This window comes from Halobacillus sp. H74 (assembly GCF_052246715.1).
GTDB lineage: Bacteria > Bacillota > Bacilli > Bacillales > Halobacillaceae > Halobacillus > Halobacillus litoralis_A.
This window is the reverse complement of record NZ_JBQQCI010000004.1, coordinates 518,366-536,577: the sequence shown is the minus strand read 5'-3', so window position 1 is coordinate 536,577 and position 18,212 is coordinate 518,366. Positions and strand designations below refer to the sequence as shown.

The following is an 18,212-nucleotide window of genomic DNA, read 5'->3' as shown; positions in this document are numbered from 1 at the left end:
TTTTATCACACCTCCCTTACTCAGGGCTATGGATTGCTTACTTGTTGAATGCCGTAACCTTCCAGAGCTTTGTAAACACTTTTCAATCGTGGATTACCTTCTCCAACAATTTCCCCTTCTACTAATACGAGGGGATAGAACAGCTCTTCATCCAAAAGCTGGTGGATAATTTCGTCCTCTGCTCCTAATTGGCCCTTTGTATGAATATCATAATATTGAAAATGAAGCCGCTCTTCTCCGTACTTCCTGGTAATAGCTGCTTGCAGCCATTCATAGGTTTCCTTAGAACCTGGGGCGTTCACACAACTTGCGCACTTAATTTCCGCTCCATACACTACGACATGAACAGTCTCTCTCTCCTCTTTCATTTTGAGGCTTCCCCCTAAGTAGTTGATTTCCTTTCATTTTACAAAAGAACTGAAAAAAGATAAAATGATAATAGTTCTCAATTCTAAAGATTTTGGAGCAGACAACCATAGATTTTTTATTGATTTCGTTTTATAATGATACTTAAGAAAGGGGAAGATTGAACATGAATGAACAAGTTCAAGAAGTACTGAATAAACTTCGCCCATTTTTACTTCGTGACGGGGGAGACGTTGAACTCGTCGATGTCGAAGACGGAATCGTCCGCTTGCGTCTCATGGGAGCTTGCGGCAACTGCCCGAGTTCAACCATCACTTTGAAAGCAGGTATTGAACGTGCGCTCGCTCAGGAAGTACCAGGAATTTATGAAGTGGAGCAAGTATTCTAATACAGTTCGAAAAAATTCCGCACACATTTATGTGTGCGGAATTTTTTAGTTTACAGGAGTTATCACTGGCTTGTCCTTAAAGAATTCGACTAAATTATCCAGACATAGCCGCATCATTTTGTAACGAGTTTCTACACTTGCTGAACCTATATGAGGCAGGCAGGTCACTTGTGGGAGTTGCAGCAATGGATGATTAGAACTGATAGGCTCTTCTTCAAAAACATCTAAGCCGGCAGCAGTGATTTCTTTATTCTCCAATGCTTTCTTTAAAGCTGTTTCATCTACAGTAGCCCCCCTGGAAGAATTAATGAAAATTGCCGTGTTTTTCATTTTCCGAAAGGCTTCATAGTTGAACATATGATGGGTCTCTTCTGTCAAAGGTGTGAGACAGACGACATAATCTGCTTTTTCTAACAAATCCTCAAACTCAACAAACACTGCCCCCACCTTTTCTTCAGCTTCAGGCTTACGCGAACGATTATGGTAAATAACATTCATATCGAATCCTAGCGCTCTTTTAGCTACCGCTTCTCCTATCCGTCCCATACCCACAATCCCGATTGTTTTATGGTGAATGTCACTTCCAGCAAGCAACAAAGGGGACCAGTGTTCCCAAGCGCCTGTTTTTATATAATCATTTGCTTCAAGTAAACGACGAGCTGTCGCCATCAGTAGACTGAAGGTCAGGTCTGCGGTGGTATCTGTTAAGACGTCCGGTGTGTTAGTAATTTTCACCTGATTATCTGAAGCAGCATCTACCTCCACATTGTCGTAACCCACCGCCATATTCGCTACAATCTTTAGATTTTCAGCATGTTCAAATAAAGTTTGATTCACATCGTCTGACAACATTGTCACAAGGCCATCAGCATTTTCCGCTTTCTCCAATAGGACTTGGCGATCAACGGGTTCCTCTTCTTTTGCCCACATTTCTATATCCAAACGGTTACGATAGGGTTCAATTACTTCATCTGGTAATGTACGAGTGATATAAATTTTAGGTTTTTCCATCAATGGCACCTCCGCATCTTTTTAAATAGTGTATCATATTCTCTGACACATAAATCTTTATTCACAAAGTCCTTTTGCACCATATGTCAGAAAATTTGATATAATGAACATAACCCCCTTTGTTTGTGCAATAATAAACTCGGGTATGAATGTTGTGCAAGTTATGAGGAACAGGAGGGAATTCACTATGGCAAACGATAAAAAAGTGTCCGGCCTTGAAAAAACAGCAAGGGAATGGCTGTTAGCACGGGGCGTAACCATCGATGACATGGCAGATCTCGTTTACTACTTACAATCTAAATACCATGAAGAATTATCAATGGACGATTGTCGTTATAATGTCAACAAAGTGTTGACAAAACGTGAAGTCCAAAACGCAATTATCACCGGTATCCAGCTTGACCAGTTAGCGGAGAAAAAATTACTGGAAGAACCGCTTCAATCCACAATTGAAGTGGATGAAAGCCTTTATGGTATCGATGAAATCATTGCATTTTCAATCGTTAATGTCTATGGCTCCATCGGTTTTACGAACTATGGTTATATCGATAAACAAAAGCCTGGGATTCTGCAGAAATTAAATGATAAATCATCTGGGGAGTGTCACACATTTTTAGATGATATTGTAGGAGCAATAGCTGCTGCCGCCTCAAGCCGCTTAGCCCACAGTATTGCAGGAGACGAAGAAGATTAATACAAAAAACCGGCATTTTCGGGGGTTACTGAAAAACCGTAACTTTTTTGTATTATTCATTAAATAAAGAAGCCGAGTTGGACGATTTTATCGTCCAACTCGGCTTCTTTATTTCTTACTTCTCCATGAGCTAGTATTCGTGGATATTGACGGAGAACGTAGCCACCGCCACCTTGTACAAGCAGAGTGATTTTCTTTTATTATTCAAAGAAATCACTCTTTTTAGATACGCCTCTGTTGATTCCACGATGGACGTTCAGTGGTAACGCCTGCGGAAATAGCACGACCCGAAGATCCACCTGGTAAAGTGAATCTCTTGACCAAGTTAGCTGAGAACAGCGGCAAGCATCCACCGACAAGCGATTCGTGAGGAGCAGCACCAAACTTTAACAACTCCTATGGATTGAAAATTTTTTTCAATAGCCTCCCGTATTCCACCGGTTTTTTTAAATTTTCTGAAACCTTCCCATCACTTATTCCGTATTCCATAAAAGACTGTTACAGAGATATGAAAGGGGAAAATGTGAAGATGAAAAAACTTAAGGGGAAATTGATATGGCTTCTCCCATCCATCATTGTGCTTTTTGGAATCACTCTTTTATTCATGGAGAATTATAATGAAGTGACGGAACCTGCCAATGAGGAGTGGAGTCGTGAGTTGGAGGTAGGATTGACTTCTGTGTTAAGAACTCCAACTACCCAACTGCTGGACGAAAAAAGAAGCATTACATACATAACAGAAGACGGGTCCAAAGGAACACATATGATAATCAGTATAATCTTTTAAACAAAGAAGTATATAACATACCTGTGGATAAATTCACTGAATTCTACTTTGACAACAACCGGTTAATTTTTGCTGATTATCACAATATCTATGATGAAAAATCAGGTGAAAAAATTACTGAAATCGATCAATTTTTCCCACTAAAAGACCAAATCTTATATACGAAAGATCAAGAACTTTATATTTTGGATACCGATCAATTTGAAAGCACTCCCCTTTTGGGTCTGGATGATAAGACCTCACTCCAGGTCCAGCAATCCGGGGACGGAACTTACCTATTGACACATAAGGTGGATGAAAACGGTAACCAAATGAAATATTATGAATTCACAGAGGGGGAAGTTAACAAATTAGGGGAGTCGGAATTTTCAATTCTAGGCACTGAAGAAGTACGTGATATTCAGTTTACCTTTCAAAATGACTCCTACCATTTACTCTTAACAACTGTACAAAAGCAAAGCATGTCCGGAAAAGCGTCTAATTATTATTACTACGCAGAAACCCCTTTTGGAGAAGATCCTGATTTAAAGAAGATGAGCTTTCAAGACCCAGTAGGGAATGCAGAGCTGAGAGAAGTTTCAGATTTAACCATGAAATCGGATGAAAATTCAACTACCATGCTTTTTAAAGCAATCGGATCAACAGAGACCAGGTTCAACGAGCCCGATCAATTTAATATTTATAAATCTTTGATTGATCAAGAAGGCACACAGCAAATAACAAGAATGAGTAATACACCAGATATTTCACACCATCCTACATGGATCGATGGAGAGACGATAGCTTGGGTGGATAACGGTGGAGACGCCAATAAAATTCTTATATCCTCAATGGATCCAAGCATTATAGAAAAAGCAGACCAAGTGAAACAAAGCAGCCTTATACACGCGCTCGGAAAAACAATGGGCATGCTATCCTTCAGCTTCTTGGCTCTGATCATTGCAATGTTTTGGTTCATTTGGCCTTTCCTATTCCTGGTCGTGCTGATGTTCTCCAGTAATCGAGCAATGGAGGAAGACCATTCTTGGGTACTTTATACAGGAATCACTATTTACATGCTTGCAGCTCTAATCGTTCGTGATCCTATCTTTTCAGATCGCTTACTAGCTGCAGCACCACAATACCTTAGCTTTCCAGGTAGTCCTTTCCTATTCATAATCGGGTTTGCTTTATTAGCTTTTGTTATTTTAAAGTCAGGAGCACGCATCAGGGATTGGTCCATATCCATTCAGTTGACCTATTTCATCGGCATCCACGTGCTTTTAGTTACAATTTTCTTTGGTCCTTATATTATGTAAGGCGCCATGCATTTAAGTGTTACTAATAGCTAAAGAGGCGGTGACAAACGAATTTTTTCTCTAGAAAACCCGAACGAATTCGTACGGGTTTTCTAGATGAATCATTTAATACATATGCCGCTCCAGCAACATCTGATCCATTCTACACTATTGTTTGTCTTTTCCAGTGGCATTTAATATGTTGTCCCATCACCTTTTTTCATCCAATCGAATAAATCAATGCATTTGTAAGTCGGGTGTACATCATCATCTGTAAGATCATTGAATGAGCTGAGACCTGTCTCAACCATCAAGGTATCCATTCCAGCCCGGATCCCAGCCTTGATATCTGTGTTGTAATTGTCACCAACCATCAGCACATCTTCTCTCCCATATCCTAACCTTTTCAGAGCACGGTCCATAATCAATGATTCAGGCTTTCCAACAAAAATAGGCTCTGTTCCTGTGCTGACTGATATCACGGCGGTCAGTGCTCCATTACCTGGGACCATCCCCCGCTCGGTAGGAATCGCAATATCACCGTTTGTGCTCAGCAAAACCGCTCCTTGTCTTACTTCTAAACAAGCTTGTGTAAGTTTCTCATAATTAATTTCCCGGTCGATGCCGATAACGACGTAATCCGCATCTTTTTCCACGAGCAACAACCCTTCATTTTCAAGCGCACCATAAAGCCCATGTTCACCAATGACGAATACGCGCGCCGATGAATTCTCACTCTTGATATACTCAGCCGTGGCGATACTGCTCGTATAGACTTGTTCCGCGGTTGCTTCCACACCTAACTTAATCAGCTTGTCAGCGATCTGGCCAGTTGTCTTTGAGGAATTATTGGTCAAAAATATGTAAGGAAGCTTCTTGCTTTTTAAATACCGGACAAACTCGGAAGATCCATCTATCTTTTTATCTCCCTTATACATCGTTCCATCTAAATCAATCAGGTAAGCCTTATAGTCCTTCAATCAATTCCACAACCTTTTCATCAAGCTTCTTAAAACATCAGTTTTTCGAAAATGCTGAAACTGGTCCCAACTCGTTATCTAAATATTGCCTCACCCGCAAAGGAAAATTTTCAATAGAAGTCCATTGATCATTCCATACTTTTTCCACATCAGTATGAGGAATATCCGTATAATGTTGGACAACCACTTTCCTCAATTGGATGAACCGTTTGTATCCCTCTTGCTCATCTACTGGCAATACTTTCTCATCAGTAAGAATATCAATGATATCTTCATAGCTGCCAGGGTCTCTCATAATAAATCCATCAATCATCATGTTACCCACATCAATGATTGCCTCAACACTCAAATGTGTCAAACGTTCGAGCAGCAGACGCTCGGCAAAATCGTTAAAAGAATGTTGCTTGTATTCTGATTGGATTTTTTCCATATAATTTAAAATTTCTTCGATTTTTGCCCTGTTCACAAAGTACATGCTTATACCTCCAAAAACTTTTTCACACAGATTCAATAAATATGATAACATAATTCATGGTTTTAATTAAAAAAGTATGTCTATTTAAAATTCATGTTAGCCTAAGCAGGTCTAGAAGAATCGGAGGAGAAATGATATGGAGAGAGAATTAGCCTTAGAACTTGTACGAGTAACAGAAGCTGCTGCCCTTGCTTCCGCACAATGGATGGGGCGTGGAGACAAAATAAGCGCAGATGATGCCGCCACTACGGCAATGCGAACGATGTTCGATTCCGTTTCTATGGATGGTGTCGTTGTAATTGGTGAAGGTGAAATGGATGAAGCACCAATGCTTTATATAGGTGAAAAACTGGGAAATAAAGCCGGACCAGCTGTTGATATAGCTGTCGATCCATTAGAAGGGACTAGCATTGTATCAAAAGGACATAATAATGGGGTAGCTGTAATTGCTGCTGCGGAACGTGGTGCCCTTTTACATGCTCCTGACATGTATATGGACAAGGTTGCAGTAGGAAAAAATGCCAAAGGCCTTATTAGTATCGACGATCCCATTGAACGGACGATTGATATTGTCGCTCGCGCCAACAACAAGCGCGTAAGAGATTTAACCGTCATCATTCAGGAACGCGATCGCCACCAGGAAATCATCGATCGTGTCATTGAAAAAGGCGCCCGCATCAAATTGTTCGGTGATGGAGACATCGCTGCTGCAATTGCTACATGCCTTTCACAAACAGGCGTAGACCTTTTCATCGGCACCGGTGGAGCACCTGAAGGAGTCATAACCGCTGCAGCTGTGAAGAGTCTAGGCGGAGATATGCAAGCTCGCCTGGCTCCACAAAATGAGGAAGAAATCACCCGCTGTCATGATATGGGTATCGAAAACCCATCTGAACTCCTCACTCTTAACGACCTTGTAAAAAGCGATGATGCCATCTTCGCTTGTACAGGAGTAACAGAGGGTGAATTGTTGAATGGTGTGAAATTCCTGGGCGGGGACCTTGCAGAAACAGACTCAATCGTAATGCGGGCAAAAACTATGACAGTCCGATATGTAAAGGCCCATCATCATTTGAACCTCAAGCCCCACTTAAAGACCAACGAAGAATAGGAGATGATGAGTTTATGGCTGAACGACCTCTTCTTGAGGATATCACTCAAGATACAAGCACTCGCTTCGTATCCTTTACCACTGGAAGCCATCGGTTTGAGCTCGCTTTAATGAGAGCCGAGTATTTCAATAACCAGACAATGGTCATCAACTTGCCGAAAAACCGTCAAGCTTTATTGGATTTGGAAAACATTAACCAAGACGGGCACCTCGAGCATATGTTCCAGTTAAGTGCGATGGAGGCAGAGGAACTTCGCAATTACCTTCCCTACTTGTTATGAGAGAATAAAGAAACTTCCCCTGGCTAAACTAAAGCTTGAAGGAGGTTTTTTTATGGGAAAAGGTAAAGATCAATATTCGGATTTCGCCAATGTTGAAGCCCAACGAAACTTTTTAACTCCTGAGCAATTACCCGAGGGCCCCTATGGTGCACCTCGAAACAAGTACGAACCCGTAAACAACGAAAAAAGTGCTCCATGGACAGAGAAGCAAAGATACTATAGTGCTTTCAACTATGAAAATAAAGCACTGCACCAGGATCTGCCCCGTCAAGAAGATGGAGCCCATCCACTTCATGATGAAACAGATCAGGACCTCAAGCCTTCAGAAGAAAAACATTGAAAAAAGCCGACGTGCTTTTACGAAGCGCGTCGGCTTTTAATTTCTTATCCGTTTTAATACAAAATATGAACATCCAAAATTACAGTATTCATATAAATAATCTTCCAACGTACTGATCTTCGTATCAAATGTAGCTTTAGAATTTTGATCATCATAAAAACCTTTAAGACGGAGCTGGCCATACCCCCAATCTCCTACAATGAAATCATATTTATTCAAAATATCACTGAAGCGTCCTTCCACTTCCTCTTGTTGAAAAGCTTCTTGATGATCTTCTAAAACCTCATATGTTTTACCGAATAGTTCGACCACTTCTCTCACCTCTATCCTACCAATAGTGTATCACATTTGATATTAATGACGGAATCGCAAGTTCGGGAAAAAGGTATGTTTCTTTTGAAAATGACCAATCTAAGAACTATCACGATATTATTTTCAAGGAGGAACTACATTGAATAAATTAATGAAAATCACGATCTTTTTTACTCTATTCGCCTTGATTGCAGCAGGATGTCAAGAAACGAAAGAGGAAGAAGCGAAGAATATGATGGATGATGATACTTTGAATGGAAACGCAATGGATGGGTACAACGACAAACAGAAGGATGGCCAAGTCGGATATGTAAGATTCAATAAACAACAGCTCAATCAAGACGCAGAAAAAAATAGAGAAATTAAAGTCAATCGCGAACAAATGGCAGATATGATTTCAAGAATGATCCTTCGTTATGACAAATTCGAAGATGTAGCTACTGTAGTAACAGACAATGAAGTTCTGGTAGCCTATAAAAAAGCAGACGACACTGATCGAGAATCAGCTGCAGATATGGTACAGAAAACCGCATATTCCCTAGTGCCAAGCTTTTATCATGTATATGTCTCTGACAACCCCGCGTCTTTTGGTGATATCCAAAGCTTGAGCAATTCGACAGTTTATGACCAAGGATATAATGACACGATTGACAGTATTATAAAAAAAATGAAGAACTCACCACAAGGAAAAGTCCAGGAAGAAAACTCTAATCAGCCGAACGTCGGACCGAATATGGATACGAAAGATAAGACAGGGATGGAAAATTAAACGGCAACCCAATTTTTCCAAACATAAGAATCAGCTTACTGTTTAATGCTAAAGGTATCAAAATAATGTAGGTGAACTATATGAAATATTTCGGTCTAATGATTTTATGCCTTTTAATGAGCTGCTTCTTCCACGCTGAAACTATTCATGCAGATGAAGAAAGTAAAGATCGACTGGCTCTTTATAAAAAAACTTCCGTAATTACTGATATCCCCTGGGAGTACTTGGCAGCTATCGATCAATACGAACGACAAGTACATGATGACCCGGAAGATGGCAGGATAACAGCGATACAAGTCGACCCTATGTTTTGGAATGGGACTGCTGGGGAGATACCTGCCCACCTATTCCCTGCAGGTTGGGGTTCTGATGGGAATGGTGATGGAAAAATACAAATTGAAAATGATGAAGATCTCTTATGGTCCCTTGGGAACTACATCAAGTCATACGGAACCACAGAAGAAGATATCAAAATTGCACTATGGAATTATTATAAACGAGACCTGACTGTACAGACCATAATGAATACAGCAGAAGTCTTTAAAAAATTCCAAACTGTCCAGTTGACAAATCGTGACTTCCCATTACCTAAACAAGCGAATTACAGCTTCAGAAGTACGTGGGGAGATGCGCGTGGCTTCGGTGGCAGAAGAGTTCACGAAGGAACAGATATCTTTGCGAATTATGGCGTACCGGTCAAGTCCACGACTTACGGAGTCATCGAAATGAAAGGATGGAACAAGTTCGGAGGGTGGCGCATCGGAATACGGGATATTTACAATATATACCATTATTATGCCCACCTTCAAAACTTTGCTGAAGATGTGAAAGTTGGGGACATCGTGCAGCCTGGAGATGTAATTGGAGCTGTAGGAGCATCTGGTTATGGACCACCAGGGACATCCGGTAAATTCCCTCCTCATTTGCATTACGGAATGTATCAAGACAATGGAAAAAATGAATGGTCCTTCGATCCCTATCCTTTTCTGAGAAAATGGGAACGGATGGCCAAATAAAAAAATAAGCGCCGCACTTTTTCAAGTGTGGCGCCCTTATTTTTTATTTGGATTTTTTCACTGCATTCATAATACTTGCAGCAAGTCCTCCCCAAATTACGACCATACCAATAACCATCATTGTAATAGCACCTGCTGTCATATTAGCCTACCTCCTTATTTTCATCCCCAAGAGCTTTGGAATCCCAACGTTTAAGAGTCATTAGGAAACCTATAACGATTGCGAATGCAGCAACAAACCAACCACCGAATAAAATGAAGCCATCTGTGTAGCCTTCATAGTTACCGGTCTCGGTATCAAATTGTCTAAGAAGGTTTGTTTTGAAGAGATCGAACATCATAAATCCGAGTACAAGTGGGGTGATGACTCCAAGACAAATCTTCCACCATCCACCCAGACGGATATCTGAAATGCCATTCGCATGGTTTTGGAAATCGCCAAGACTACGTAAGAACCAGGCAATGACAACAACTTCAACTAATCCGACGAATGCTACACCGAATTGATTGATGAAATAGTCTGCCGCATCAAGGAAGAACAAACCACCTTGTGTTGCAAATAATAGCGAGATAATAGCTGCTAGACCGCCACCAAATCCTACTGCTGCATTTCTTGATAATCCAAACTTCTCGCTTAAAGCGGCTACATAAGTTTCCGATATCGAAATTAAAGAAGACAAACCTGCCAATACTAGAGATAAGAAGAACAAGAATCCGAAAAGACCATTTAAGGCAGGAAACTCGTTAATGATTTGTGGGAAGACCACAAAGGCTAATCCCACACCTCCACTAACAACCTCATCTACAGGAACGTTGTTTTGAGATGCCATGAAACCTAGGGCTCCAAAAACTCCAATACCAGCTAATAATTCAAAACCAGAGTTACTGAAGCCAGCAATGAAAGCGTTATTTGTAATATCCGATTTTTTCGGAAGGTAACTGGAATAAGTGATCATAATAGCAAAAGCAATCGATAAACTGAAGAAAATTTGACCATAAGCGGCTACCCACACCGAGCTGTTTGTAATCGCATCAAAGTTTGGTGCGAAGAACGTTTGCAATCCTTCAGCGGCACCAGGTAAGGTGATCGCTCTGATTACGATGATTAAAAATAGAACGACAAGCGTCGGAATGAAAATTTTGTTAGCTGCTTCAATTCCCTTTTTAACTCCTTTGAAGAGAACCCCCAACGTAATGACCCAAACAATAAGAAGTGGAATCAGAACACCAGGTACAAGGCTTCCTGTTTGACCGGGATCTACAGATAATTGCAAATATTCATTGAACAAAAAGCCTTCTGTATCGGCTCCCCAAGAAAGATTGAAAGCGAAGATACTATACGAAATAGCCCAGCCGATTATGACGGCATAGTAAGTTGAGATGACGAAAGATACTAATACAGCCCACCATCCCAGCCATTCTGCTTTCTTATTCATTCTAAAGAAAGAAAGCGGTGCAGAACCACGGTACTTATGACCGATTGTAAATTCCATGACTAACAGCGGAATACCCGCTGTCAAAAGAGCAAATAAATAAGGTATAAAAAATGCCCCTCCACCGTTTTCATAAGCTACTGCCGGAAAACGCCAGATATTTCCTAAACCGATTGCAGAACCAACGGCCGCTAGTATAAAACCAGCTCGTGTTCCCCATTGTGCACGATTTTCCATGCGAAAGACCTCCCTGAGTTATCGAAACCCTCAAAAAAACATATGATTCAAAAGACCTGAGGATGTTTCGAAATTTTTATTTTTTTCTGATTATTTCTGCTTAAATTATAACCATCAAAAATGTGCTTGTCAAAATAAATTTAAAATTTTCAGAAAATGTAAAATGTAGTTTTCAGAAATTCATCTCAATAAAATGCTTTTTAGGAAGGGAACTTTATTCATAATAAGGATACAGAGAGTATACCTCTTATAGTTAAAAGTGGGGTGATGTTTTCAGGAAAGGGCTTGAAGAGACAGGTCTTTTAGTTGAAAAGTTGCTTATGAAGCACCGGCTGAAATTTTTAAAACCCGCTCGATTAAAAAAAGATAGAGGATTTTTTATCCTCTATCTTTTTTGTCTATTTACTTGTTGAAGTAGTGGCAGGATTTATTTTGTGAATGATCAATGCTACAACCGCCACAATCACCAATGTAATCATTAATGGTATCCATACCTGTCCTGAAAGACCTAAAATGATATATCCCACTGAAGCTGCAACCGCACAAATTACCGCATACGGAAGCTGTGTAAGAACGTGGTCGATATGATTCGCTCCCGCTCCAGTAGAGGAAAGAATCGTCGTATCTGATATAGGTGAACAATGATCACCAAATACCGAACCCGCGAGGACGGCGGACAGTGCAGGCAGAATGAGCGTCGGATCAGTAACTGCTGCGATTTCTCCCGCAATTGGCAGCATGATTCCGAATGTACCCCAAGACGTCCCTGTCGACAGAGCCATAAATCCAGATAACAGGAATATGATAAATGGCAGGTAAGCTATATTAATATCTGCTTGACTGAATTGTTGAGCCAAATACTCACCTGTTTGCAATTGGCTGATGATGTCACCAATCATCCACGCGAAAATCAAAATATAAATGGCAGGCAGCATCGCTTTAAGACCCTCAGCCAAGACACGGATGACATTTGACTTCGGCTGAGGTTGTCCTATATAAAGGACCAAAGCGAGGAAGACTGCTATTAAACCACCAGTAAACAAGGAAATATTTACATTGGTATTGGCGAAAATGGAGAGAATATCCGCGGTACCTTCCGAATTGCGGATTCCTGTTATAACCATTGTAGCTACAGTTCCGACAATCAAAGACACGATTGGCCAAATCAAATGTGTGATTTTTCCATTTTCATGCTCTTTGAATTCATCATTCAAATCACCTGGCACATCTCCTTTTTCAGGGTCATTCAATTCCCCTGTTGCAAGTGCACGTTTCTCATGAGTTTTCATCGGACCGATATCCAGCCTGAAATAAATCGTCATGAATACAAGTAATAAAGCCGCAAAGACATATAAGTTAGCTGGTATCATTAGGACAAATGCTTCGAAGGCTTGGTAGTTCGTAATTTCGTTGGCTGCCAATATACTGCCTATGGTCCCGATGATATATGCTCCCCAGCTTGATATGGGTGAAATGACTGTAATAGGTGCTGAGGTCGAATCAATATAATAAGCAAGTTTGGCTCTGGATACTTTATAGCGATCGGTTACTGGTCTCGCAACCTGTCCGACAGCTAAAGCATTGAAATAGTCGTCGATGAAGATGACTATCCCCAATAAAGACGGTACGAGTTGGGCTCCTCGTCGTGTACGGATGCGTTCTACTGCCCATTTACCAAAAGCCAGACTGCCTCCCGAAGCAGTCATAAAAGCAGTCATTATACCTAATAAGAATAAAAAAGCCAAAAGGTAGATACTTCCCATATTCAACGTGCCATCACTTACAAAAATGCTGGCAAAAATAGACCAGATCAGACCAATACCTGATCCGATATCCATTTGTGTGAGCATGAATGCTCCTACGATTATCCCTATCCCCAGGGATAGGATCACCTTCCTTGTGACTAAAACAAGGACCAGCATCAATATTGCTGGAATTAAAGAAAAGATGGTTCCTTCCATGTTGTTCCCCTCCGTATATCTTATGATGTAACGGGAGTTGGAAGGCTACTGTGGATTAAAATTGAGGAATAAAAAAAGACAATGATAGAAAATAACCTACCACTGCCTTTTTGCGGCAATTTGATTATCCTCCATTTCGATCAGTAGCGCCCCATGCACCCAAAAGCATGCATGACAGTGTATCTCCTGTTTAGATGTACACCAGCGTCTAACAGCTTGACTCACTGCTCTACACTTCGGCAAACAATCCCTTTCCTCAATGATCTTCGCTTGTCAAACTCCCATTGATTACTGATGATGTCTGCACCTCTACCTCACCGATCTGATAAGGTCACGCATATTCAATTCTTAGCCATTTTACCAAGGGATTCATATTATTGCAAGGGTTCCATTGGATAGGAAAATGAGGGAGTCCCCTCTCCGGACATACCGCCATAGAAATTAGGCACTTTTCCGAGAACGGTGGCTTGATCAATAGGGATATTGTTTGTCACGACTGTTGTTTCTGTAGAAAATGGAATGACGATACGTACATTCACCTCAAAATGAATCGTTAATTCAAATAAAGCTGCATTGATCCCATACTCTGTCATTTTAATATCCACTTCTGATTGAACATCCCCAATGACTCTTAATTGCACTGGAACTGTAGGCCCCAAGTTAGCAAGTAAGCTATTGTTCGTCGCAACGCCGATTGGCAGTTCAATAAGAGTGGCTGGCTGTTCTCCCAACTCTTCCTGAGTCATATCAGGATCTATGTTCGGCTCAAGAGTAGTGTCTTCCATAGGAAGCTCCCCAAGCTCCATACGTTTAAGGAAATTTTGGACACGAATCGTTGTATCTCTCAACGCTCTGTTTACAACGACTGAATTCCACCCCATATATACAATATTGCCCTCTTCATCTTTTTCCATTTTCACAAGATCATTGAACTGTAAATCTTCCGCAATGGTTTTGCTTACTGCTTCATTAATCGCATCCCTCGCAAGTTGCTGTGCTTTTGTTTCAGCAATCTCCACCAGTGCAGGCGTCACTCCTCTGTTGATGAACCAGAGACTTAAGGCGGTGAAAAGGGCAAAAAATATTATACTGATAACGATCCGCCTTCCGATCGAGGACCCTGTTGTCACATTCTTTTTTGGCATAAAACAACCCTCCTCACCTATCTATATGATGGAAAGAAGGGGATTAAGCATCAACTTAAAGAAGTTGTATCACAATTCGTAATGACAATATTTAATTCTTTAGACAAATCCATATCATAAGCAGGCTCATCCTTCTCCCAGACTCTGATTATGGGCCGGTCACATAAATGTGGATGCTGGCTTACAACAACGCCTTTACGGCCATCATCTAAACCAACCGTCAATCCATTTGGGTAAACAGCAATACACCTTCGGAAAGCTTCTACTTTTTTCCGATCGTACAAAGTGCCTGCGCCAGAATAAAGCACTTCCAATCCTTCATGTGGCAACATGGCTTCTCGATATACACGGTTGCTTGTTACCGCATCAAACACATCTGCAACCGCAAGAATCTTCCCGAACAAATGGATTTCATTCTCTTCAATCCCTCTCGGGTAACCGGATCCATTCAACCTCTCGTGATGTTGATAAGCACAGTGAGCCGCAACCAAGGAGATATTCGGAGATTTTCTCAGTAATTCGAAACCTGCTTCAGAGTGCTTCTTGATCATCTCAAATTCTTTTTCAGTCAATTTTCCCGGCTTCAAAAGGACCTCTCTCGGGACGCTGATTTTTCCTATATCATGCAAAATCGCCCCTAAACCTAACTCTTCCATCTTTTGAGCTGGTAATTGTAACTCTTTCCCTAAGGCAAGAGCATACATCGTCACATTTAATGAATGTGTAAATATGTAATCATCATAAGTGAATACATCAGATAGAAGAGAAATGACTTCATCATGATTGCGTAATTCATTCATCAAGGACCGTACGATTCCCCGCATTTCCCGCCCGGACTTTTCAAAAACAAAGTGATTCGATTGTTCGTCTACAGATGAAAAAGAATCCTTAATGGATTTAATTGCTTTCATTCTCAACTTTTCTGAAATTGGATACTGCGTTTCAATATCCTCCGTATGACCATCTTCGATATAAACATATGTAATATCATATTTATCCAGTCGTTCTATCATCCGGGAATTAAAAGCAACTCCCCGATGAAGTAAAACTTGACCATTCTCATTAAAAATAGTTTTCCCTAAAATTGTACCGGGCTCAAGGGATTTGGTAGCAATCACTCTCATGTTAAGCTCCTAACTAAACAAGGTATATTGACACATACAATAAAGCTACCTGATGGTAGCTTTATGATGGAATTCACCTTCTATGTTCTTAATACTTCAGATAATAAGTCTCTTAATAATTCAGGCATAAAATATTTTTTGTTTGATGCATATGCAATTTCAGGAAAAAACCTTCCAAAAGTGAATGTATCCGCTGTGGCAAAGCTATACACCTTGTTATGGTCTATCGGAAAACCATTGTGAGAAACGTTTACCACATGTTCTTCCCCATCACTCCCCTTTTTCACCTCAATATCTACTCCTGCAAAAACCATCTTCCCGATAACTTCTCCTCTGAATCCAAAGCCTTTTAAACGGATCTCAGTAAGTTCTTTTGTATGAGCAGCCCGAATAACTTCCATTATTTCATCGCCCCGCAATTCAACCTTACACGGATTCATGGGATGGGGACAGATACGATGAACATCCTCATAGGTAATATCACCCGCTGGTAAATGATCGAGAAGAATACCTGCATTCAACATCGCAATATCTGCTGATGTCCAATTCTTCAATTTTTCGGTCAATTGTGACATAAGAGGCGTATCCTGGAACCATGCTATATGCATCGCTTCTTCCAAGTTCGTTATTGGCACTTCTAAACTCCTGACTGCCTGAGACCTTATCTCTTGTAATTGAACATTAGCTTCATCATCTTTTTTGAATTGTTCTGTAGGTATAGCATAAGCTTCTTTTTTAGTCACCTTCTTGGTTTCCAGATTCCACTCCACCATGATTTCACCTAAGTGAGTGCCATGTTTACCTGCCGCCGTCAGGAGTGCTCCCTCCACATTTTCACCATTTTTAAATATGTGATGGGTATGACCCCCTATAATTATATCAATGGACGGATAACGTCTCGCAATTTCTTCATCATCATTAATCCCTAGATGAGATAATAGGACGATCATGTCAGCTTCTTTCTCGACTTCTGGCAAGAGAAGATCCAGTACATCAAAAGGAAAAGAGACATCCCATCCTAATTCCTGATAAAAAGCGCGGAAGGGGGCGGTCAGGCCGATAACGGCTATTTTCGTTCCTTTTTTTGATTCAACAATATGATACCGTTTTAACCATTTAGGAGGAGCCGTAATATTGCATGTTAAATTAGCACAAACAACCTTGAAATCAGCGTGGTCATATAAAGAATGGAGATCTTCACTCGCAAGTGTGATACCTTCGTTATTCCCTATAGTAGCAACATGATAGCCAGCATGGTTAAGAAGTTCCACATTGCCTTTTCCCATCAATCCTTCTGCAATAGGATGGAAGCGATCGACATGGTCTCCATTATCGAACAACCAGTATTCTTCACCTTTATAGTCATGTTTCTTCTTCTGTTCATTAAAGTAGCCGACGATTTGGGGCCAATTCTCAAAATGACTATGTAAGTCACTTGTATAATAAAAATATAATTTTTCCTTCATCATCAGTCTCCTCACCATATGCCTTGCCAAATTAAGCGAATACCAATTACTATTAGCAATACTCTTAAGAACCATTCCACAGCCTGTCCATTTAAATGACGATTAGCTGCTGCTCCTAGAGTACCACCTAAATAAGCCCCAGGTATGAACCACAGGGTATAGGCCCATTCCACATGCCCGAGAGCGATATGTGTAGCTGAACTGGATATACTAGCAAAAAATATCATAAACATAGAAGTTGCTGTTGCGATATGTGGTGGAATATTTAAAAGTAATATCATGGCAGGTACCATGAGTGAGCCTCCACCAATACCTAGTAATCCCGACAGCATTCCTACTACAAACGAAAGAAGCAGGCCGATTAGGAATGGCATTCGGTAGGTGTAAGTCCTACCGTCGACCACTTTCTCTCTTTGGATTCCTGTTTTAAATAAAGGGCTTCCTTTTTGCCTTCTTGGAATGAAAAACAGTAACGATACTAAAATCATAATGATTCCGAAAAACAAAGAAAAGGCATCTGCTTCAAAGAATTGATTCAACCAAGACCCAAAAATACCTCCCGGGATACTTCCATATAAAAAAATCACACCTATTTTCTTATCTACACGCTTATGTTTCATATAAGAAATAGCTGATGACATCCCTGTGAAAATCATGACCACTAATGAAATTCCTACAATCGCTTGAGGGTTCACCCATTCAAACGATTGAAAATGATCCCCTAAGAAAAGGAGAACAGGAACTAATATAACACCGCCGCCGAGGCCAGCAATGCTTCCTACCAAAGCTGTTATTAATCCAATAACAAACATAACAAAAAACATACGTACCTTCCTCAACTCTTAATAGATAATATTATAGTATCACGTTTTGTATTCCTAAAACATCTTGTGCTTCCAAGAGTTCCTTAACATGAAAGGATAACAAAAATAACATGGAAAGAACATTCAGTAAATAGATAGTTATCCTATATCAGCTTTTAAGCTGCTCCTCCTCGGGTTAGAAAAATTCGCAGGAGAAACAACGTCATTTCAACTAG

General features: G+C 40.5%; 21 protein-coding genes and 1 riboswitch. Of the genes, 9 read left to right on the top strand and 12 right to left on the bottom strand.

Features of this window, described 5'->3' with window-relative positions; translation table 11 throughout:
* Positions 1 to 26: 26 nt before the first annotated feature.
* A complete protein-coding gene (locus ACTWPX_RS11935) occupies positions 27 to 368 on the bottom strand; it encodes a YuzD family protein (RefSeq protein ID WP_443119952.1) in 342 nt (113 codons plus the stop codon).
* Between the two features lie 164 nt (positions 369 to 532).
* Here ACTWPX_RS11935 and ACTWPX_RS11930 point away from each other — a divergent pair, with 164 nt between their 5' ends.
* A complete protein-coding gene (locus ACTWPX_RS11930) occupies positions 533 to 754 on the top strand; it encodes a NifU family protein (RefSeq protein ID WP_014644140.1) in 222 nt (73 codons plus the stop codon).
* A gap of 45 nt (positions 755 to 799) precedes the next feature.
* Here the strand turns inward: ACTWPX_RS11930 and ACTWPX_RS11925 are convergent, their stop codons facing one another.
* Entirely contained in the window at positions 800 to 1,765 is a 966-nt protein-coding gene (locus ACTWPX_RS11925; protein WP_443119951.1) for a 2-hydroxyacid dehydrogenase, read from the bottom strand.
* 187 nt (positions 1,766 to 1,952) lie between these two features.
* Between ACTWPX_RS11925 and ACTWPX_RS11920 the strand changes: the two genes are divergently transcribed.
* The 3 genes from ACTWPX_RS11920 (at position 1,953) to ACTWPX_RS11910 (ending at position 4,544) form a co-directional block, all read left to right on the top strand.
* Positions 1,953 to 2,459 (top strand): phosphatidylglycerophosphatase A family protein, encoded by a 507-nt coding sequence (locus tag ACTWPX_RS11920; RefSeq protein ID WP_128526116.1) that lies wholly within the window; start codon positions 1,953 to 1,955, stop codon positions 2,457 to 2,459.
* A 529-nt stretch (positions 2,460 to 2,988) separates the two neighbouring features.
* Positions 2,989 to 3,246, top strand: coding sequence for a hypothetical protein (locus ACTWPX_RS11915; protein WP_443119950.1), 258 nt, complete (start codon positions 2,989 to 2,991; stop codon positions 3,244 to 3,246).
* A 23-nt stretch (positions 3,247 to 3,269) separates the two neighbouring features.
* Positions 3,270 to 4,544 (top strand): hypothetical protein, encoded by a 1,275-nt coding sequence (locus ACTWPX_RS11910; protein WP_443119949.1) that lies wholly within the window; start codon positions 3,270 to 3,272, stop codon positions 4,542 to 4,544.
* 173 nt (positions 4,545 to 4,717) lie between these two features.
* Here the strand turns inward: ACTWPX_RS11910 and ACTWPX_RS11905 are convergent, their stop codons facing one another.
* Both ACTWPX_RS11905 and ACTWPX_RS11900 read right to left on the bottom strand, forming a co-directional pair.
* Complete coding sequence (locus tag ACTWPX_RS11905; RefSeq protein ID WP_443119948.1) at positions 4,718 to 5,503, bottom strand: TIGR01457 family HAD-type hydrolase; 786 nt, start codon at positions 5,501 to 5,503, stop codon at positions 4,718 to 4,720.
* 37 nt (positions 5,504 to 5,540) lie between these two features.
* Positions 5,541 to 5,978, bottom strand: a complete 438-nt coding sequence (locus tag ACTWPX_RS11900) for a DUF86 domain-containing protein (RefSeq protein WP_443119947.1) — start codon at positions 5,976 to 5,978, stop codon at positions 5,541 to 5,543.
* Positions 5,979 to 6,114: 136 nt separating this feature from the next.
* Between ACTWPX_RS11900 and glpX the strand changes: the two genes are divergently transcribed.
* From glpX to ACTWPX_RS11885, 3 genes are read left to right on the top strand one after another with little or no spacing between them, the layout of a single operon-like run.
* The gene (gene glpX / locus ACTWPX_RS11895) at positions 6,115 to 7,089 is read left to right on the top strand and encodes a class II fructose-bisphosphatase (RefSeq protein ID WP_443119946.1); all 975 of its coding nucleotides are present in this window, start codon (positions 6,115 to 6,117) and stop codon (positions 7,087 to 7,089) included.
* A gap of 14 nt (positions 7,090 to 7,103) precedes the next feature.
* The gene (locus ACTWPX_RS11890; RefSeq protein WP_443119945.1) at positions 7,104 to 7,370 is read left to right on the top strand and encodes a DUF3055 domain-containing protein; all 267 of its coding nucleotides are present in this window, start codon (positions 7,104 to 7,106) and stop codon (positions 7,368 to 7,370) included.
* A gap of 52 nt (positions 7,371 to 7,422) precedes the next feature.
* Positions 7,423 to 7,710, top strand: a complete 288-nt coding sequence (locus ACTWPX_RS11885; protein ID WP_281976028.1) for a cytosolic protein — start codon at positions 7,423 to 7,425, stop codon at positions 7,708 to 7,710.
* 36 nt (positions 7,711 to 7,746) lie between these two features.
* On the opposite strand, the gene ACTWPX_RS11880 is transcribed toward ACTWPX_RS11885, so the two are convergent.
* The gene (locus tag ACTWPX_RS11880; RefSeq protein ID WP_128526109.1) at positions 7,747 to 8,022 is read right to left on the bottom strand and encodes a YutD family protein; all 276 of its coding nucleotides are present in this window, start codon (positions 8,020 to 8,022) and stop codon (positions 7,747 to 7,749) included.
* A 139-nt stretch (positions 8,023 to 8,161) separates the two neighbouring features.
* Between ACTWPX_RS11880 and ACTWPX_RS11875 the strand changes: the two genes are divergently transcribed.
* Positions 8,162 to 8,791, top strand: a complete 630-nt coding sequence (locus tag ACTWPX_RS11875; RefSeq protein WP_443119944.1) for a YhcN/YlaJ family sporulation lipoprotein — start codon at positions 8,162 to 8,164, stop codon at positions 8,789 to 8,791.
* A gap of 80 nt (positions 8,792 to 8,871) precedes the next feature.
* Positions 8,872 to 9,807 (top strand): M23 family metallopeptidase, encoded by a 936-nt coding sequence (locus ACTWPX_RS11870; RefSeq protein ID WP_443119943.1) that lies wholly within the window; start codon positions 8,872 to 8,874, stop codon positions 9,805 to 9,807.
* Positions 9,808 to 9,850: 43 nt separating this feature from the next.
* Here the strand turns inward: ACTWPX_RS11870 and ACTWPX_RS11865 are convergent, their stop codons facing one another.
* From ACTWPX_RS11865 to ACTWPX_RS11835, 7 genes are all read right to left on the bottom strand, one after another.
* Positions 9,851 to 9,949 carry a methionine/alanine import family NSS transporter small subunit gene (locus ACTWPX_RS11865; protein ID WP_128526107.1) on the bottom strand — a complete coding sequence of 33 codons (99 nt, stop codon included), beginning with the start codon at positions 9,947 to 9,949 and terminating at the stop codon, positions 9,851 to 9,853.
* A 1-nt stretch (position 9,950) separates the two neighbouring features.
* On the bottom strand, positions 9,951 to 11,477 hold the full coding sequence (locus tag ACTWPX_RS11860) for a sodium-dependent transporter (protein WP_443119942.1): 1,527 nt from the start codon (positions 11,475 to 11,477) through the stop codon (positions 9,951 to 9,953).
* A 398-nt stretch (positions 11,478 to 11,875) separates the two neighbouring features.
* Positions 11,876 to 13,438, bottom strand: coding sequence for a Na+/H+ antiporter NhaC family protein (locus ACTWPX_RS11855; protein ID WP_443119941.1), 1,563 nt, complete (start codon positions 13,436 to 13,438; stop codon positions 11,876 to 11,878).
* 136 nt (positions 13,439 to 13,574) lie between these two features.
* A riboswitch (Lysine riboswitch) is annotated at positions 13,575 to 13,758 on the bottom strand.
* A 54-nt stretch (positions 13,759 to 13,812) separates the two neighbouring features.
* Positions 13,813 to 14,583, bottom strand: coding sequence for a sporulation protein YunB (yunB, locus tag ACTWPX_RS11850; protein ID WP_281976024.1), 771 nt, complete (start codon positions 14,581 to 14,583; stop codon positions 13,813 to 13,815).
* A 50-nt stretch (positions 14,584 to 14,633) separates the two neighbouring features.
* Positions 14,634 to 15,707, bottom strand: coding sequence for an HD-GYP domain-containing protein (locus tag ACTWPX_RS11845; protein ID WP_443119940.1), 1,074 nt, complete (start codon positions 15,705 to 15,707; stop codon positions 14,634 to 14,636).
* Positions 15,708 to 15,787: 80 nt separating this feature from the next.
* Complete coding sequence (locus tag ACTWPX_RS11840; RefSeq protein ID WP_443119939.1) at positions 15,788 to 17,173, bottom strand: bifunctional metallophosphatase/5'-nucleotidase; 1,386 nt, start codon at positions 17,171 to 17,173, stop codon at positions 15,788 to 15,790.
* 11 nt (positions 17,174 to 17,184) lie between these two features.
* Positions 17,185 to 17,997, bottom strand: a complete 813-nt coding sequence (locus tag ACTWPX_RS11835) for a sulfite exporter TauE/SafE family protein (protein WP_443119938.1) — start codon at positions 17,995 to 17,997, stop codon at positions 17,185 to 17,187.
* Positions 17,998 to 18,212 lie beyond the last annotated feature (215 nt).

What these genes read in the sequence shown, in the direction of transcription:
- ACTWPX_RS11845 (WP_443119940.1), bottom strand. Translation starts at nt 15,707, where the DNA reads ATGAGAGTGATTGCTACCAAATCCCTTGAGCCCGGTACAATTTTAGGG.
- ACTWPX_RS11925 (WP_443119951.1), bottom strand. Translation starts at nt 1,765, where the DNA reads ATGGAAAAACCTAAAATTTATATCACTCGTACATTACCAGATGAAGTA.
- ACTWPX_RS11935 (WP_443119952.1), bottom strand. Translation starts at nt 368, where the DNA reads ATGAAAGAGGAGAGAGAGACTGTTCATGTCGTAGTGTATGGAGCGGAA.
- ACTWPX_RS11890 (WP_443119945.1), top strand. Translation starts at nt 7,104, where the DNA reads ATGGCTGAACGACCTCTTCTTGAGGATATCACTCAAGATACAAGCACT.
- yunB (WP_281976024.1), bottom strand. Translation starts at nt 14,583, where the DNA reads ATGCCAAAAAAGAATGTGACAACAGGGTCCTCGATCGGAAGGCGGATC.
- glpX (WP_443119946.1), top strand. Translation starts at nt 6,115, where the DNA reads ATGGAGAGAGAATTAGCCTTAGAACTTGTACGAGTAACAGAAGCTGCT.
- ACTWPX_RS11900 (WP_443119947.1), bottom strand. Translation starts at nt 5,978, where the DNA reads ATGTACTTTGTGAACAGGGCAAAAATCGAAGAAATTTTAAATTATATG.
- ACTWPX_RS11885 (WP_281976028.1), top strand. Translation starts at nt 7,423, where the DNA reads ATGGGAAAAGGTAAAGATCAATATTCGGATTTCGCCAATGTTGAAGCC.
- ACTWPX_RS11915 (WP_443119950.1), top strand. Translation starts at nt 2,989, where the DNA reads ATGAAAAAACTTAAGGGGAAATTGATATGGCTTCTCCCATCCATCATT.
- ACTWPX_RS11835 (WP_443119938.1), bottom strand. Translation starts at nt 17,997, where the DNA reads ATGTTTTTTGTTATGTTTGTTATTGGATTAATAACAGCTTTGGTAGGA.
- ACTWPX_RS11855 (WP_443119941.1), bottom strand. Translation starts at nt 13,438, where the DNA reads ATGGAAGGAACCATCTTTTCTTTAATTCCAGCAATATTGATGCTGGTC.
- ACTWPX_RS11840 (WP_443119939.1), bottom strand. Translation starts at nt 17,173, where the DNA reads ATGAAGGAAAAATTATATTTTTATTATACAAGTGACTTACATAGTCAT.
- ACTWPX_RS11865 (WP_128526107.1), bottom strand. Translation starts at nt 9,949, where the DNA reads ATGACAGCAGGTGCTATTACAATGATGGTTATTGGTATGGTCGTAATT.
- ACTWPX_RS11860 (WP_443119942.1), bottom strand. Translation starts at nt 11,477, where the DNA reads ATGGAAAATCGTGCACAATGGGGAACACGAGCTGGTTTTATACTAGCG.
- ACTWPX_RS11920 (WP_128526116.1), top strand. Translation starts at nt 1,953, where the DNA reads ATGGCAAACGATAAAAAAGTGTCCGGCCTTGAAAAAACAGCAAGGGAA.
- ACTWPX_RS11870 (WP_443119943.1), top strand. Translation starts at nt 8,872, where the DNA reads ATGAAATATTTCGGTCTAATGATTTTATGCCTTTTAATGAGCTGCTTC.
- ACTWPX_RS11930 (WP_014644140.1), top strand. Translation starts at nt 533, where the DNA reads ATGAATGAACAAGTTCAAGAAGTACTGAATAAACTTCGCCCATTTTTA.